Source organism: Paenisporosarcina sp. OV554 (assembly GCF_003058165.1).
In the GTDB taxonomy this organism is placed as follows: Bacteria; Bacillota; Bacilli; order Bacillales_A; family Planococcaceae; genus Paenisporosarcina.
The window spans coordinates 21,722-36,165 of sequence record NZ_QBUC01000007.1; the positions used below are offsets into that span (position 1 = coordinate 21,722).

The window sequence follows — 14,444 nt, forward strand, 5'->3', positions numbered from 1 at the left end:
TTAAATATTTCGTTTTCTCATCTCTTTAAATGATGTAGTGAGGATTTCGACCATTCGGATGGTGTTTTCATCCATTTAAGAGAAGTTTTCAACCATTTAAAGTCCGTTTTCATCCATTCACAAGGAGTTTCCATCGATTCGAATGAGGATTTTGACCATTCAAGAGAAGTTTCCATCCATTCGTAAAGGATTTCCATCCATTCGGTAAGATTTCATCAAATTTATCTTCCAGGTCTACTGAATTGAAGCAGATAGTAGGCAAAAATTTAGATTCCATCCATTCACAAGGAGTTTCCATCCACTCGAATGAGGATTTCGACCATTCAAGAGAAATTTCCATCCACTTAAAGTCCGTTTTCATCCATTCGTAAAGGTTTTCCATCCATTCAGTAAGATGGTTCATCAAAAATTCATCTTCCAGGTCTACGGTTTTCTTCTGATTTGAACCACGCGCGGATTCCTTTTCCTGCATAAGGTTCATCTGCAAAACGAGGGAGGATGTGAAAATGGGCATGTTGGATTGATTGATTCGATGCTTCACCGACATTCCAGCCAAGTGTATAGTCGTCAGGTGCATAATTTTCGTCGGCATATGCTTTCACTTGTTGCATTAATTCGTATGTAGATGCCCACTCTTCGGGAGTTAAATCAAAAACTGTTGGGCGATGAATTTTTGGGACGATAAGTCCACTGCCTTCTAAAATAGTTTGGTGACTCGGATGTTGTAAATACAGACAATATTCATTTTCGAAGACAATGCGTTGATCAGAATCTTGTTGTGGTTCGCAAAAAGAACATGTTACTTTTTCCAATGGATCACCTCTTTTTCTTTTAATTGTATACAATTGGAAGGTTATGAAGCAAGCTATGTAGAATGAGTGATGAACGGGAGGAATGCAAAATGGAAAAACAGCAACAGGTTGAGCAAGCGGTTCGAAACTCTGAACGCTTTCTAACGGCTTTTCACCGTATTGAACAATCGATGAAAGACATTATTGGTACAAACGATCATTTATCATTTTTTAAATTAGTTGAGTTATCGAAACGTAAGAATGCAATCCTTCGGAAATATGAAGAAGATTTGCGAGAATATGCGACTTTACGAAACGCTATTGTGCATCATAAAACGTCTACAGAGTATGCAATTGCAGAACCACATGATGAAATTGTCTTAGCGCTGGAAACAATTGATGAAGCTTTAGCTAAACCTATAACTGTTGGTCAAATGTTTGAGCGTAATGTCAGTATTCTTCAAGCGAAGGACACGTTAAGGGATGCATTAAAGTTGATTCGAGAGAAACAATTCACTCAAATCCCCGTATATGATGGCAATGTTTTCGTAGGACTTTTAACAGCAGTAGGCATAATGTTTTGGTTAGCAAATCATGAAAAAGAAGATATTTCCTGGGAAATGACTGTCGAATCAACTCTTCAACATGAAAAAAAGAAAGAAAATCATCTATTCGTACCACGTGAAATGTCTATTTTTGAAGCTGAAGAATTATTTAAAGAAGCAATATCAAAAGGAAGACGCTTAGAGGCATTACTGATTACGGATGATAAAGGCTTGGTTGGCATTGTTACTCCACTGGATTTGATTAAAATTGAAGCATGAAAATTCTTGTGAATCGAACTGGCCGCATTTAAAAGGGGAATCTCAAATCGAGATGCCTCTTTTTTTTATTAAACTTTGCAAGAATAAGACTAGTACCTTTGCCTTTCATTCATATGGAAAGAAAAACTTAAAATAGCTCAAAATTTTATTTTGGCCACTTATGTGCCTCTGATAATTTCATTTTCTGCTGTTATTATAGGACAATTAAACTATATGAAAAAAAGCCTGAATTTTCGTGTGTTAACATGCAAATGAGGTGATGAGATGATTATGAAAAAACGAGGAATAGACCATCATTTAGAAGGATTACAAGCACTATACAAACGATTGCCGGAGAGTCATCCACAGAGGGAATTGATAGATAAAAAAATAGGGATGAAGACCGCTGGCATTCGAGGAGAATCGAAATTGGTCAAGGTATTTGAAAATTACACATTCTTAGATGAAATCTACATTCTACATGATTTACCTTTTACTCAACAGGACTTGCGCAAATTGATTGCCTCATTATAACACCGAATTTTGCCCTGATTTTAGAGGTGAAAAACATAGCAGGTGAGATGTCTTTCTTAGCCGGGACTGGTCAAATATCAAGGGTTTTGGAAAATGGACAAATAGACCATTTTGAGAGTCCTATGGTTCAAATTGATCGCAATAGTGACTTGCTCTTTGATTTGTTTCGTTTAAAGGACATACACATGCCTATTTTGGGAGCTGCCGTATTGTCCAATTCAACACAAAAAGTGAACGTGCAGCCTAATCAGTATCCGGTGCTATTCCTAGGGGAAATCCCTACATTTATTAAACGACAAATTAAAAACCACACAGTAATTGAGTCGAATCAAGCAAAAAAAATTGCAGAAATCTTAGTCGAGGAACATCAACCGTTCAATCCCTTTCCTATCTGCAACAGATGGAATGTCGACACTGCATTTTTGAAGAAGGGTGTATTTTGTACGAAATGTAGTGCATGCATGATGAAGCGTCGTTTTCGTACGTGGGTATGTGAAGCGTGCTTTCACAGAGACCCGTATGCTCACATTCAGGCAATTAAGGAATGGTTTATGTTGATTGGAGGAGAGATCACGAATAAGAAATGTCGGGAGTTCTTAGACGTACAGAGTTATCAGTTGGTTTATAGAGTTTTAAAAGAAATGAATCTGAGAGTAGAGGGAACAGGGAAAAAGACAAAATATAAAATGGTATTTCGAGAGTGAAAATTGCTGAATGGATAAAAAGTAACAATGAGTGGATGGAAAAACCCAACGAGTGGATGGAAACCAATAATGAGTAAATGAAACCTTATCTGGAGAAAGGCACAATATATAAAATGGTATTTCGAGAGTGAAAATTGCCGAATGGATAAAAAGTAACAATGAGTGGATGGAAAAACCCAATGAGTGGATGGAAACAGCTAACGGGTGGTAGAAAAACCACCCATGAGAGGTCGAAAACACCATATCAAATAAACCTAATTTGGAGAAGGACTGCGCCTTCTCGTTAAAAGAAAAAAACCTTCCTTTTCCTCAGAAGGTTTTCCGTATGCACTATACTTCACTCATAACGGCGTGAGTATTGCCTTCGCCATCTTTGAAAAAGGCCATCCAGATTTCTATGTCGCCCATTTTTCCAACCATATGTGGTTCATCAATAAATTCTGCTCCTGCTTCTTGCATAGACATTACAGTGGAAGAAAGGTTGTCTGTTTTGAAATATAGAACTGAGCTTGAATGATTGAACTCTTCATTTTCTGGCAGACTTAAAAGTAATCGTGTTTCTCCGCATTGAAAAAAGGCTAATCCATTTGATTCAAACAGTAAAGGCAAACCGATTACATCTTTGTAAAAAGCCACTGCTCGAGTTACATCTTTTACATTCACCGCAATTTGCCCAATTGACTCAATTGCTAAATTCTTCATTAATATACCCTCCAATTTCTCACTATTCTTCTTTCGACAAAAAGTTTGGAACTCCTGCTATGGTATCCTAGTAAAAAAAGGGGGATACGTATGTTACATCACGTTGAAATGAACGTTTCAGATTTAAAGGAATCAAGAGACTTTTATGATTTTTTATTACCGAAATTGGGCTATACCCTTTATCAAGAATGGGGAAAAGGATTTAGTTATAAATACGATGCCACCTATCTAGTGTTTGTTCAAACTGAAGAAAAGCATGCCGAAACTGCGTATCATCGAGGACATACAGGCTTGAATCACTTAGCGTTTCATGGTGAGTCCCGTAAACAAATAGACGATTTAACGGAAAAATTAATTAGTCGAGGAACCACGATATTATATAAAGATCGCCATCCGTATGCTGGTGGAAATCAGACATATGCGGTGTTTTTTGAAGATCCAGATCGTATCAAATTGGAGATTGTGGCACCTGAATAACGGGTATGGGTAGTAAAAGGGCTGAGGGCAATGCCATTTGATTATGATTTGAATTTTGACAACCTGGACTTTCGGAAACAACCTGAATTGTATCGAGTAGGTCGAGGATTATCGGACAAAAGACGAGTTCGTGGGAATGGATATGGTACGAAAATTTATTCAAATGGGCTATACACGTGCCCGTCGATACACCAATTATAAGGGTGGTCGAAAATACAACGAAGTCGGGTCAACTAAGGAACGCGACATAGATCCTGTGAAAGCGAAATCGGCCACCATCTTCAAAAAGAAATGGGACCAAATTCGTGAAGATGAAGACTATTTGACACGAAGAAAGAAACATCAAAAAGAATTTGGCTAATAACTTTGGCTGGCGTTACAACTGATACGTAAAACTTTTTTGCAATCCGTATCGCTAAAGGAGCGAAGGAAGAAAACTTTACTATCATGGTTACTGTTAGCCAGCTAGAAGAATTTACTTTATGCTTAATAAATAAACTAGGGGGAATCTCCATGAACATAACGATTTTCGGTGCAACAGGGCGAGTAGGAAATGATGTTTTAAAACGTGCACTTAAAGATGGACTTCACGTGACGGCACTTGTGCGTACACCATCAAAATTAACACCCCATGAAAACTTAACGATTCTAGAAGGTGACATTCGCGATTTTTCACTTGTAAATAAAGCAATTGAGGGTGCGGATGCTGTATTTAGTGCAATCGGTACTGATAAAACAACAACATTAACTGAAGCGATTCCACTAATTATAGAAGCTATGAGTAAGGGAGAAGTTAAACGCATTGTTACAATCGGTACGGCAGGAATTTTGCAAAGTCGTACTAATTCGGAACTATATCGTTTTCAATCAACAGAATCGAAACGTCGCTTAACGTTTGCTGCTGAAGAACATGCTAAGGTTTTTGAACTGCTTGCTGCTACAAATTTAGAGTGGACGATTGTGTGTCCAACTTACTTGCCAGATGGCGATGCGACAGGGGAATGGCGAACAGAGCGCAACTTTTTACCTCAAGATGGCGCAGAAATATCAGTAGGTGATACAGCATTTTTTGCTTATAAAGAATTGCTAAATCCGCAGTTTGTTGCATCACGAGTAGGGATTGCATATTAAAAGGAGTCACATATGTTCAGGAAATTAGTGAAATACGTATTGATTATTGCTTGTTTAGTAGTCTTTTTTTACGTCAATAATAACTGGCTTACAGTCTCTAACCACACCATTCAATCATCCGAAATTCCAACATCTTTTGATGGATATCGAATTGTTCAAGTGTCGGATTTACATGATGCCACATTTGGTGCAAACCAACACCGTTTGGTTAAAAAAATTCAGCAAACGAAGCCGGATACAATCGTAATCACAGGAGATATCATAGATAGCAATCGATACAATTTACAAAACAGTTTGGATCTCATTGATCAAATTGTGAAAATCGCTGATGTTTATTATGTTACGGGGAATCATGAAGTAGCTACAAATGATGTTGATCGAATTAAAGAAGAATTAACCGATCGTGGAGTTCGAGTTCTATCTAATGAAACATTAAAACTTGAGCGTTCTGGAGAAGCCATTTCTTTAACAGGTATCGAAGATCCATTAATGGGAGAAGTTGCTTCTCAAATGATTGCCGATTCACGTGTGCCAAGCGACGCATTTACCGTTCTTCTTGCTCATCGACCAGAAGACTTTCAAGCCTATGTAGATGCAGGGATAGATGTGACGTTTTCAGGCCATGCCCATGGTGGACAGTTTCGTATACCAGGAATGGGTGGACTTGTTGCTCCTGGCCAAGGTTATTTTCCGAAATACACAGCTGGCATTCATGAACAGGATCAAAAGAAACTTGTGGTTAGTCGCGGTCTTGGGAACAGTATCATTCCAATACGTTTATTCAACTTGCCAGAAATTGTCGTGGTCACGTTGAAATCAAACTAAACAAGAGAGAGCTATTAGAAATCCATAAACTACGGACTGAAATATAATTATTAGGGACGAATAACTATTTATAAAACCAAATTCAAGATTTTCAAAACACTTACAGGATAACCGATTAAATAACATATGAATCAACAACTCAAAGGAGAGAACTCATTGTCAAACTCAGTTACATTAAGTCCATACCAACCTGATCATCAGCAAGCATTGCAATTTTATCCATTAACACCAGAACAACTTGAGTACACTGAACATCCATTAGAATTGCTGAAACATGATGGTCATTCGAGAACGCCGGTCACAATTTTATCTCGCAATTCAATCGCAGGTTTCTTTGTACTAGACGTCAGTGATGATCGTTACTCGTATAGTGAAAATCCAAATTCTGTTCTCTTGAGAGGCTTTTCCATTCATCCGGATTTCCAAGGACAAGGTGTTGCGGCAGAGGCAATCCTTGAGCTACCTTCTTTTATTCTCCAACACTTTCCTCAATTCGATGAAGTGGTGCTGGGTGTAAACGAGCTCAATGAAACAGCTAGACACGTTTATTTGAAAGCCGGTTTTACAGATGAAGGACGTCGTTATATGGGGCCAAAAGGTCAGCAGTATGCTCTTCATTTATATGTACCAAGTGAGGATAATTAAATTTCAACAAAAAACAGTTGCTCTCAAGTAAAGAGAGCAACTGTTTTTTTATTCTGATAGTCAGTGACGATCTTTGGCTTCACCAATTTTTTCTTCTACAGCACCCTTAGCTTTATCGTATTTGCCTTCAGCTTGAAGGGATTTGTCATCTGTTGCATTTCCAACTTGATCTTTCACTTCACCTTTTGCTTTGTTTACGCCTGCTTTTAATTTGTCTGAAAGTCCATTATCGTTGGTCATGTGAATATGTAAAGCCTTTACTGCGAATCGTCACCATCGCATTAATCATTCAAATTGTTGTTTCTAATTTATAGATAAGTTATTTGAATATTTTGTATGATAAAAAGAAAGAGCAGGAGAGGTGGCAGACATGAAAAAATTCTTTGTTCTCGTAATGTGCTTGTTTCTAGCAGCTGGGTGTGGATTCCTTGAAAAAGAGGCAACTGCTGAGCCAGAATCTTTTAAAGAAGTCGCGACTAATCTGCAAATTCCATGGTCTATTAATCAAGTGGGTGATGAATTTTACATATCAGAACGTGTCGGTACTATTGCTTTCGTAAAAACAGACGGCAAGGTTGAACATCAAAAAGTGGAGCTTTCATCTCCTTTAGCAGAGGTTGCAGAAGCTGGTTTACTGGGCTTTGTCTTATCACCGACATTCGAGGAAACCAAAACGGCATTTGCCTACTACAATTATGACGACGGAAAAGGTCCATTCAACCGCATCGTAACGTTGAAGTTAGAAGGCAACGTCTGGAAAGAAATCGACATCCTATTAGACGGCATCTCGACTGGCAATGTGCATCACGGTGGGCGCCTCGAAATTGGTCCGGATGGTTTGCTGTATGCAACTATTGGAGATGCATCGAATCCGAATTTAGCGCAAGGTCCACAATCTAAAAACGGTAAAATCATTCGTTTAAATGCCAACAATCAATGGGAAATGGTCAGTCTTGGTCATCGCAATCCACAAGGCCTCGCATGGAGGGAAGACGGAATATTTTTTGCTTCGGAACATGGACATTCCGCCAAAGATGAAATCAATAAAATCGTAGAAGGCCAAAATTATGGGTGGCCATTAATAGAAGGAAATGAAGAACGGGAAGGGTTTGTAACACCGTTGCTTCATTCAGGAGCGAATGATACGTGGGCCCCTTCTGGTATGACGTTTCATAAAGGCAAGTTATATGTTGCCACACTTCGTGGCGAAGGCATATTAGTCGTTAATTCTGAGACTGGCGAACTAGAGGATAAGATTACAGGCTTCGGTCGAATACGAGATGTATTTTCAAATGGTGAAGAACTATACTTCGTCTCAAATAATCTTGACGGCCGAGGAACTGCTGGAGAGAATGACGATAAACTTTACCAATATGTAGATAAATAACAGCACATTCGCATGTTTAAGTGACGGGAGTGAAAGGAATACTTTCACAAAGGAGCTGATTTCGAATGAGTAAAGAACAAGCATTAAACATATTAAACGAAAGTCGCACCGGCACAATGGCAACAGTTAAGAGCAACAAACCGCATTCACGATATATGACGTTCTATAATGAAAATTTCACACTTTACACGCCAACTAATAAAAACACGCATAAAGTAGAAGACATTGAAGCAAACCCATACACCCATATTTTAATTGGCTATGAAGGTGAAGGATTTGGCGATGCATTCATAGAAATTGAAGGCCAAGTCAGTGAAAGCACAGACGAAAGCTTAAAAGAAAAAATTTGGAATGACCATATGAAGAATTGGTTTGAAGGACCAAACGATCCAAACTTAGTGATTCTGGTAGTCAAACCCTCATCTGTACGACTGATGAATAAAAGTGGTCAACCACCTGAAACAATCGAATTTTAGAAAGAAAAGCGTAAAGCGCCTTGTTAGCTCTACACCGGCGCTGGAATGATGAAAGGCGAAGATTTCGCCTTTCTGACCCATAATGGGGCCCGCGTGCTGGCGCTTGGAGCTAGACAGATAACGTTGACAGAACCTTTATGCTATTTCTTTTAGAAAAACTCGCTCTCTATTGAGAGTGAGTTTTTTTGTGTTTCTGGAGAGGATGAAATGTTCGTCTCCAGGGGAACGGACAGAAATCCTTTGGAATGCACACATAATGTTCACGCATCAATTTTCTGCAAATTAAAGAGAAGGTATAATCAAAAATATCTCGAATACCATATTTAGGAATAAATATATCGAAGGTGTTACCTATTATCATTTTCAAAGGAGTATTCATGTGAATTCATTAAAACCAATTAAAAGAAGTAGTTTCCGAATCTTTTTAGGAAAGAAAGCCTACCGACTGAAACGTTATACTGAATGGGTATTCGATGAGAAAAAATATGCGAAAAATAAAGGGGAAGTAAAGTTAGAACATGTTATCTTTAAGCATAAAACTCCATTACTGCGTCAATTAAAAGATGTCGACATGCAGATGCAATACAACAAAGTAACGAATTTGAAAATTGCTGTCAAAAAGATTAACCGTATCGTAATTCAACCAGGTGAAACCTTTTCATATTGGAAGACCATTGGTGCGACAACTAAAAGAAAAGGCTATGTAGACGGAATGATTTTGCATTATGGAAAAGTCCGAACCGGAGTTGGAGGAGGGCTATGCCAATTATCAAACTTAATTTACTGGATGACCCTACATACGCCTCTTACGGTAACGGAAAGATACCGTCATAGCTACGATGTCTTTCCAGATTCTAAACGAAGTCAACCTTTTGGCAGCGGTGCAACTTGTGCCTATAACTACTTAGACCTTCAAATAAAAAATGAAACCAAGGAACCTTATCAGCTCGTTATTTATTTAACAGATGTATCCTTGGTAGGTGAATGGAGATCATTAAACATACCGACTAACACGTATAAAGTGTATGAAAAAGAACATCAGTTTACCCTTGAGCAATGGGGAGGATATGTTCGACACAATACCCTTCACAGAGAAATCTATAATAGGAGTAATGAGTGTATCGATGATGAGTTTATTACTGAAAACCATGCCATTACCATGTACGAACCTTTCTTAACAGGAGGATAAGATGAAAAAGAGAGTCATTTATTTGTACAAAATTATTTTGATACTTTCATTCTTGTCGATAGTGGCTAACAAAATTTCATTTACATCCAAATTAAAGGTCGTTTTAATTTTTCCTGTAACCCACTTTTTGTCTTTACCGAGGGTAGAAAGTTCTTTGACATCAATTTTGCCCTCTTTAATAATGGTTTTAGGTAAATCAAATGGTGATGTCACTAATTGCATATCTGCCGGAGTTAAAGGTTGATATTGTGGGTCAAGAAAAAATGAAATAGTACCATTTGTCTCCCATAATGCAAGTGCCACTTTTTGCACTTCTTCAATTTGCCCTTTTCTCATTTCTGATAATAGAACATCAATAGAAATCCGTGCTTTAGCTAAACTCTTATAGATGATTTGTCCATTTTTAATAAGAGGAATGGGCGTGGGATCCAGTAAATTTCTTAGCTTAACTGATTTTAAGGTTAGAAAGATACCAATTAGATATAAAATGACTAGTGAAGTCATTGTTATTAAAGATCCACGTAATCCTAGACTTTCATCTGACAAAGGATGGGCAATAATATTACCAATTGAAATAACCATAATAAAATCGAGCAACCCTAACTGAGATATGGATCGATGGCCCATTATTTTAGCTACAATTATGAGAAAGAAAAAGGCAATAATTGCTCTCAAAATCCACTGTAAAGAAGTAAGTGATTCTTGACTATGAAAAAAATCCATAAATTTTCACATCCAAACATTTTGTAAATCATTATTCTTGTGATCCGGAAACTTAATTTAGTTTAACCATGTCTTACGTAAGTATTTATTTGAAAGAAAAAAAACATGATTTGAGGGAAAAAATGACTATCTATATAGCATTGTTAAGAGGAATTAATGTAGGAGGACACAAAATAATCAAAATGGCAGACTTGAAACAGCTGTTAGAAACTATGGGCTTAAGCAAAGTAAAAACTTATATTCAAAGTGGTAATGTCGTATTTGAATCAAACGAGGAAGCAGATAAACTATGCCAACAAATCGAGCAACAAATCAATACCAAGTTCGGTTTTCCGGTTCCTGTTATCTTGAGAACGTCTAAGGAATGGGATCAGATTATCGATAATTGTCCTTACCCAGTAGAAACACTATTGGAAGGGGAAAGTGTCCATCTAACTTTATTGTCAGAAATACCCTCACAAGAAGCGCTTAACAAACTACAGAAGTTCCAAAGTGATGTAGATCAATACCATGTTCAGGGAAAAGAGATTTACCTATTTTTGCGTAGAAGCTTTCGAGATTCTAAGCTGCCACTCCAACTTCAAAAGTTAGGGGTTTCAGCAACAATCCGTAATTGGAAAACCACTATGAAACTTGCAACAATGACGAAAGCAATGGAGTGAAATATAAAGCGAAAGACCACTATCTGCCAATGCAGATAGTGGTCTTTTTTTGTCTAGCTCGTACTGTTCTTTATTGTTTAAATAAACTCATCCAACCTTTGTGTTTGAACCAAGCCAACATAGACAATCCAATTAGTATCATGGCACCAAGTGCAATAAAGTAGCCATATTTCATCTCGAGTTCTGGCATGTTTTCAAAATTCATCCCGTATACACCCGCAATGAATGTAAGTGGAATGAAAATCGAAGACACAATCGTTAAAATCATCATAATTCGATTCATACGGTTCGAGTTCATTGCCATATAGCTGTCGCGAATATCCGCCGTCAGTTCACGGTTTGACTCAACAATTTCCGTAAGCTTAACAAGATGATCGGAAATATCGGCAAAGTAAGTATACTCATGCTGTTGAAGGTCAAAACGACTCGAGTTCAATACACGATACATTAAATCACGCATCGGTAAGATCGTCCGACGTAACCACAACAAATCGCTACGCATTTCAAATACAGTATCCATAGAAAAGTGTTTCATATCAAATGTCATCTGATCTTCAATTTCATTTAAATGATCTTCAATCTTGTAGACAAGTGGAAAGTAAGAATCGACCACTTTATCGAGAATTTGATACATCGCGTAAATCGCTCCGCGCTCCCAAAACTTAGCATCCCGTTGTAGTTTTTCACGGACTATATCCAACTCATGAACGGAAGTATTGTGAAATGTAACGACAAAATTTTTCCCAATGAATAAATCTAATTCCTCTGCCTCAAGCGTTTCTTCATTCATGGTATGTACGACGAAAAACTGATAACCATCGTAATAATCTACTTTTGGTCTTTGCAAACGATGCAAACAATCTTCTATCGCAAGTGGATGGAAGTGAAAGAATGAATCTAGCAGCGCCCATTCTTCGGCAGATGGCTTATCAAAATCGACCCAATACCAGTCAAATGATTTTTTATTAAGATCTTCTAATGGAAAATCCACTTCTAATTGGCTATCAGCCGTAACACCAAATGTTCGAATCATACAAAACCCTCGTTTCAAACGATAAATACTAGTAGTAGTTTACCACGATTTTACGAAGAGCTTGTGTTTGAGCCAAGGCTTATGTAGAAAACAGAATCGACCGTCACCGATAGAACAATCGAATCCAAACTATGAATTGTAAACACAGGAAAATTATTCTAAATAATGTCTTAACATACTATTCATATCCGCTTCATATTCAACAACTACACTAACAGTGCAAGTTCAAATATGAGGAGGCCCGACATGGATCAAACACGGTTGAAAAATAAAGCTCTTCCTATCGCTATCCTTTCATTTTTAGCAATCGGTGGAGTTGCTGGAACCATAGTGAGGTTACCATTTCAGAAGCGCCAAGGGATACCTATTAAGGCAAGGTGAAAGTAGGTTTTCTCAAAACTCTTCCTTTTCATTGGAAAAGCTTTGTTAAATTAAACATTAGTAACAATACAAACATAATAGAATAGGAGATGTTAACAGTGAATAAAAAAATGTTATTGGGTACAGGATTTTCTTTAATCTTGTTATTTAGTCCGTTCACACAGGCTTTTGCACAAGAGACAACAGGAGAAGTAAGGAAAGTGGATAATGTAGCGCATCGTGGAGCATCAGGATATGCACCTGAAAATACTATTGCTGCTTTTGACAAAGCAATAGAAATGAAAGCAGACTATATCGAGATGGATATTCAAAGAAGTAAAGATGGTGAATTAGTCATAATGCATGATACTTCTGTTGACCGAACAACAGATGGCACTGGGTATATAAAAGATTTAACTTTTAACCAACTGAAAAATCTGGATGCAGGAAGCTGGAAGGGCGATGAATTTGCAGGAGAAAAAATCCCTACGTTTGACGAAATTCTCGATAAATATCATGGAAAGATTGGTATTTTACTTGAATTAAAGGCTCCAGAACTCTATCCTGGCATTGAAGAAAGTATTGCTCAGGAGTTAAAAGATCGCAATCTTGATAAGCCGCAAAATGAAAAAATGATTATTCAATCTTTTAACTTTGAATCTATGAAAAAAATGAACACCCTTCTACCGAAAGTTCCAATTGGTGTGCTGACAGGGTCAAAGGCACATACAACACCGCAAGCATTAAAAGAGTTTAGTGCTTACGCTGATTATTTTAATCCAAGTTACGGATTAATCACTGAAGATCTAGTCAATCAAGTGCACTCACAAGGGATGAAAATACAATCATGGACTGTACGTAGTCATGAATCTGCTGACTTTCTTTTGAAGATGAAAGTGGATGGTATTATTACGGATTATCCTGACTATGTTGACCCAAGAAAATAATAGTAATCAACTAGATTGACCCTTTCCTTTCTGGGTCAATCTTTTATATATCGGATCAAAAACCAGAAAAAATATGTTCACTCTGTAATTTCCGTAATGCCATTCGTTGGAAAAATACAAGTGTGGATTTTACATAATGAGTAATGAAATGAGCTCTTCATTTGACTAGCCGCATAAGATGTATTATTCTAGCCATGCACTGATTAATTTCATAAAGCGCCATTTATGGTGATTAAGTTTTCTAGGGTTCCGCAAACAACTGGTTTGGTCTGGTCCGAGAGAAAACGCTTTGCTTGTTTGCAAAGATACACGGAAGGATAAAAGCCTGGGAGATAGCGTATTTTACGTTAATTTCTCAGGCTTATTTTTATTGGAGGAGGATGAACAGGATGAATAAAGAATGGATGAAAGTATTCATTGCCGCTTTTTTTGAAGTGTTTTGGGTCATTGGCTTAAAACACGCGGATGATGTATGGACATGGATTGGGACGGCAGTGGCCATTGCTGTGAGTTTTTATTTAATGATCATGGCAGGGAAAACATTACCGGTAGGTACAGTGTACGCGGTGTTCGTTGGACTCGGGACAGCAGGCACAGTAATCGCAGATATCCTATTTTTTGGACAAGATTTTAACATCGCGAAAATTGGGTTGATTGCGCTTCTGTTGATTGGTGTTGTTGGGCTTAAACTAGTGACAAAAGAACAGGAAGAGGTGGCATCCTAATGGCTTGGCTATTTTTAATCATTGCAGGACTATTTGAAATGACAGGCGTTGTGATGATCAACCAAGTGCACAAAAAGCGTAATTGGAAATCAATCACTGGATTGTTCATCAGTTTTGGCGCAAGTTTTTTATTTCTTGCATTCGCGATGGAAAGTCTTCCGATGGGAACGGCTTATGCAGTATGGACAGGTATTGGCGCCTCTGGTGGTGCGATTTTAGGCATGATTTTATATGGGGAACCGAAAACCTGGTTGCGCATGCTGTTTATCGCAATGGTGTTAGGCGCAGCTGTCGGATTGAAGTTCATTTCATAATGTTATGATGCAAGAT

At 37.8% G+C, this 14,444-nt stretch carries 21 protein-coding genes, 1 pseudogene and 1 riboswitch; of the genes and pseudogenes, 16 read left to right on the forward strand and 6 right to left on the reverse strand.

Going from position 1 to position 14,444, the window contains the following annotated elements; genetic code table 11:
- Nucleotides 1-109 precede the first annotated feature (109 nt).
- Together C8K15_RS08035 and C8K15_RS08040 are read right to left on the reverse strand one after the other, a co-directional pair.
- Nucleotides 110-403 (reverse strand): hypothetical protein, encoded by a 294-nt coding sequence (locus C8K15_RS08035; protein ID WP_146173642.1) that lies wholly within the window; start codon nt 401-403, stop codon nt 110-112.
- 7 nt (nt 404-410) lie between these two features.
- Nucleotides 411-812 carry an HIT family protein gene (locus C8K15_RS08040; RefSeq protein WP_108585908.1) on the reverse strand — a complete coding sequence of 134 codons (402 nt, stop codon included), beginning with the start codon at nt 810-812 and terminating at the stop codon, nt 411-413.
- Between the two features lie 89 nt (nt 813-901).
- On the opposite strand from C8K15_RS08040, the gene C8K15_RS08045 reads away from it, so the two are divergent.
- The 3 genes from C8K15_RS08045 to C8K15_RS08055 all read left to right on the forward strand — a co-directional run bounded on the left by C8K15_RS08045 (nt 902) and on the right by C8K15_RS08055 (nt 2,832).
- Nucleotides 902-1,615, forward strand: a complete 714-nt coding sequence (locus C8K15_RS08045; RefSeq protein ID WP_108585909.1) for a CBS domain-containing protein — start codon at nt 902-904, stop codon at nt 1,613-1,615.
- A 264-nt stretch (nt 1,616-1,879) separates the two neighbouring features.
- Nucleotides 1,880-2,128, forward strand: coding sequence for a hypothetical protein (locus tag C8K15_RS08050; RefSeq protein WP_108585910.1), 249 nt, complete (start codon nt 1,880-1,882; stop codon nt 2,126-2,128).
- Nucleotides 2,129-2,154: 26 nt separating this feature from the next.
- Nucleotides 2,155-2,832, forward strand: a complete 678-nt coding sequence (locus C8K15_RS08055; RefSeq protein WP_233260414.1) for a hypothetical protein — start codon at nt 2,155-2,157, stop codon at nt 2,830-2,832.
- Nucleotides 2,833-3,162: 330 nt separating this feature from the next.
- Here C8K15_RS08055 and C8K15_RS08060 read toward each other — a convergent pair whose 3' ends face one another.
- The gene (locus C8K15_RS08060) at nt 3,163-3,534 is read right to left on the reverse strand and encodes a VOC family protein (RefSeq protein ID WP_108585912.1); all 372 of its coding nucleotides are present in this window, start codon (nt 3,532-3,534) and stop codon (nt 3,163-3,165) included.
- A 90-nt stretch (nt 3,535-3,624) separates the two neighbouring features.
- Here C8K15_RS08060 and C8K15_RS08065 point away from each other — a divergent pair, with 90 nt between their 5' ends.
- The 5 genes and pseudogenes from C8K15_RS08065 (at nt 3,625) to C8K15_RS08085 (ending at nt 6,612) form a co-directional block, all read left to right on the forward strand.
- Nucleotides 3,625-4,011 (forward strand): VOC family protein, encoded by a 387-nt coding sequence (locus C8K15_RS08065; protein WP_108585913.1) that lies wholly within the window; start codon nt 3,625-3,627, stop codon nt 4,009-4,011.
- Nucleotides 4,012-4,041: 30 nt separating this feature from the next.
- Nucleotides 4,042-4,372, forward strand: a pseudogene (locus C8K15_RS08070) (DUF4385 family protein).
- Nucleotides 4,373-4,524: 152 nt separating this feature from the next.
- Nucleotides 4,525-5,142, forward strand: coding sequence for an NAD(P)-dependent oxidoreductase (locus tag C8K15_RS08075; protein WP_108585914.1), 618 nt, complete (start codon nt 4,525-4,527; stop codon nt 5,140-5,142).
- 12 nt (nt 5,143-5,154) lie between these two features.
- Nucleotides 5,155-5,967 carry a metallophosphoesterase gene (locus tag C8K15_RS08080; RefSeq protein ID WP_108585915.1) on the forward strand — a complete coding sequence of 271 codons (813 nt, stop codon included), beginning with the start codon at nt 5,155-5,157 and terminating at the stop codon, nt 5,965-5,967.
- 156 nt (nt 5,968-6,123) lie between these two features.
- The gene (locus C8K15_RS08085; RefSeq protein WP_108585916.1) at nt 6,124-6,612 is read left to right on the forward strand and encodes a GNAT family N-acetyltransferase; all 489 of its coding nucleotides are present in this window, start codon (nt 6,124-6,126) and stop codon (nt 6,610-6,612) included.
- A gap of 60 nt (nt 6,613-6,672) precedes the next feature.
- Here C8K15_RS08085 and C8K15_RS08090 read toward each other — a convergent pair whose 3' ends face one another.
- Nucleotides 6,673-6,852 carry a CsbD family protein gene (locus C8K15_RS08090; RefSeq protein WP_108585917.1) on the reverse strand — a complete coding sequence of 60 codons (180 nt, stop codon included), beginning with the start codon at nt 6,850-6,852 and terminating at the stop codon, nt 6,673-6,675.
- A 130-nt stretch (nt 6,853-6,982) separates the two neighbouring features.
- Here C8K15_RS08090 and C8K15_RS08095 point away from each other — a divergent pair, with 130 nt between their 5' ends.
- From C8K15_RS08095 to C8K15_RS08105, 3 genes are all read left to right on the forward strand, one after another.
- Nucleotides 6,983-7,999 carry a PQQ-dependent sugar dehydrogenase gene (locus C8K15_RS08095; protein WP_108585918.1) on the forward strand — a complete coding sequence of 339 codons (1,017 nt, stop codon included), beginning with the start codon at nt 6,983-6,985 and terminating at the stop codon, nt 7,997-7,999.
- A 65-nt stretch (nt 8,000-8,064) separates the two neighbouring features.
- Complete coding sequence (locus C8K15_RS08100; protein ID WP_108585919.1) at nt 8,065-8,475, forward strand: pyridoxamine 5'-phosphate oxidase family protein; 411 nt, start codon at nt 8,065-8,067, stop codon at nt 8,473-8,475.
- Between the two features lie 373 nt (nt 8,476-8,848).
- Nucleotides 8,849-9,664, forward strand: coding sequence for a VanW family protein (locus tag C8K15_RS08105; protein WP_146173643.1), 816 nt, complete (start codon nt 8,849-8,851; stop codon nt 9,662-9,664).
- 18 nt (nt 9,665-9,682) lie between these two features.
- Here the strand turns inward: C8K15_RS08105 and C8K15_RS08110 are convergent, their stop codons facing one another.
- Entirely contained in the window at nt 9,683-10,387 is a 705-nt protein-coding gene (locus C8K15_RS08110) for a DUF421 domain-containing protein (RefSeq protein WP_108585921.1), read from the reverse strand.
- 122 nt (nt 10,388-10,509) lie between these two features.
- On the opposite strand from C8K15_RS08110, the gene C8K15_RS08115 reads away from it, so the two are divergent.
- Nucleotides 10,510-11,049 (forward strand): DUF1697 domain-containing protein, encoded by a 540-nt coding sequence (locus C8K15_RS08115; protein WP_108585922.1) that lies wholly within the window; start codon nt 10,510-10,512, stop codon nt 11,047-11,049.
- 70 nt (nt 11,050-11,119) lie between these two features.
- Here the strand turns inward: C8K15_RS08115 and corA are convergent, their stop codons facing one another.
- On the reverse strand, nt 11,120-12,082 hold the full coding sequence (corA, locus tag C8K15_RS08120) for a magnesium/cobalt transporter CorA (protein ID WP_108585923.1): 963 nt from the start codon (nt 12,080-12,082) through the stop codon (nt 11,120-11,122).
- A 246-nt stretch (nt 12,083-12,328) separates the two neighbouring features.
- Here corA and C8K15_RS21150 point away from each other — a divergent pair, with 246 nt between their 5' ends.
- From C8K15_RS21150 to C8K15_RS08135, 4 genes are all read left to right on the forward strand, one after another.
- A complete protein-coding gene (locus C8K15_RS21150) occupies nt 12,329-12,463 on the forward strand; it encodes a hypothetical protein (protein WP_255421065.1) in 135 nt (44 codons plus the stop codon).
- Between the two features lie 98 nt (nt 12,464-12,561).
- On the forward strand, nt 12,562-13,389 hold the full coding sequence (locus tag C8K15_RS08125; RefSeq protein WP_108585924.1) for a glycerophosphodiester phosphodiesterase: 828 nt from the start codon (nt 12,562-12,564) through the stop codon (nt 13,387-13,389).
- Nucleotides 13,390-13,619: 230 nt separating this feature from the next.
- A riboswitch (guanidine-I (ykkC/yxkD leader) is annotated at nt 13,620-13,723 on the forward strand.
- A 55-nt stretch (nt 13,724-13,778) separates the two neighbouring features.
- A complete protein-coding gene (locus C8K15_RS08130) occupies nt 13,779-14,114 on the forward strand; it encodes a DMT family transporter (protein WP_108585925.1) in 336 nt (111 codons plus the stop codon).
- Nucleotides 14,114-14,428: a DMT family transporter gene (locus C8K15_RS08135; protein ID WP_108585926.1), complete on the forward strand. Its 315-nt coding sequence runs from the start codon at nt 14,114-14,116 to the stop codon at nt 14,426-14,428. The genes C8K15_RS08130 and C8K15_RS08135 overlap by 1 nt, the downstream gene beginning before the upstream one ends.
- Nucleotides 14,429-14,444 lie beyond the last annotated feature (16 nt).

Bases quoted from the DNA above. Each gene is read 5' to 3' on its own strand.
- C8K15_RS08035 (WP_146173642.1), bottom strand. From the start codon at position 403: ATGAACCATCTTACTGAATGGATGGAAAACCTTTACGAATGGATGAAA.
- C8K15_RS08045 (WP_108585909.1), top strand. From the start codon at position 902: ATGGAAAAACAGCAACAGGTTGAGCAAGCGGTTCGAAACTCTGAACGC.
- C8K15_RS08050 (WP_108585910.1), top strand. From the start codon at position 1,880: ATGATTATGAAAAAACGAGGAATAGACCATCATTTAGAAGGATTACAA.
- C8K15_RS08060 (WP_108585912.1), bottom strand. From the start codon at position 3,534: ATGAAGAATTTAGCAATTGAGTCAATTGGGCAAATTGCGGTGAATGTA.
- C8K15_RS08065 (WP_108585913.1), top strand. From the start codon at position 3,625: ATGTTACATCACGTTGAAATGAACGTTTCAGATTTAAAGGAATCAAGA.
- C8K15_RS08075 (WP_108585914.1), top strand. From the start codon at position 4,525: ATGAACATAACGATTTTCGGTGCAACAGGGCGAGTAGGAAATGATGTT.
- C8K15_RS08080 (WP_108585915.1), top strand. From the start codon at position 5,155: ATGTTCAGGAAATTAGTGAAATACGTATTGATTATTGCTTGTTTAGTA.
- C8K15_RS08090 (WP_108585917.1), bottom strand. From the start codon at position 6,852: ATGACCAACGATAATGGACTTTCAGACAAATTAAAAGCAGGCGTAAAC.
- C8K15_RS08095 (WP_108585918.1), top strand. From the start codon at position 6,983: ATGAAAAAATTCTTTGTTCTCGTAATGTGCTTGTTTCTAGCAGCTGGG.
- C8K15_RS08100 (WP_108585919.1), top strand. From the start codon at position 8,065: ATGAGTAAAGAACAAGCATTAAACATATTAAACGAAAGTCGCACCGGC.
- C8K15_RS08110 (WP_108585921.1), bottom strand. From the start codon at position 10,387: ATGGATTTTTTTCATAGTCAAGAATCACTTACTTCTTTACAGTGGATT.
- C8K15_RS08115 (WP_108585922.1), top strand. From the start codon at position 10,510: ATGACTATCTATATAGCATTGTTAAGAGGAATTAATGTAGGAGGACAC.
- corA (WP_108585923.1), bottom strand. From the start codon at position 12,082: ATGATTCGAACATTTGGTGTTACGGCTGATAGCCAATTAGAAGTGGAT.
- C8K15_RS21150 (WP_255421065.1), top strand. From the start codon at position 12,329: ATGGATCAAACACGGTTGAAAAATAAAGCTCTTCCTATCGCTATCCTT.
- C8K15_RS08130 (WP_108585925.1), top strand. From the start codon at position 13,779: ATGAATAAAGAATGGATGAAAGTATTCATTGCCGCTTTTTTTGAAGTG.
- C8K15_RS08135 (WP_108585926.1), top strand. From the start codon at position 14,114: ATGGCTTGGCTATTTTTAATCATTGCAGGACTATTTGAAATGACAGGC.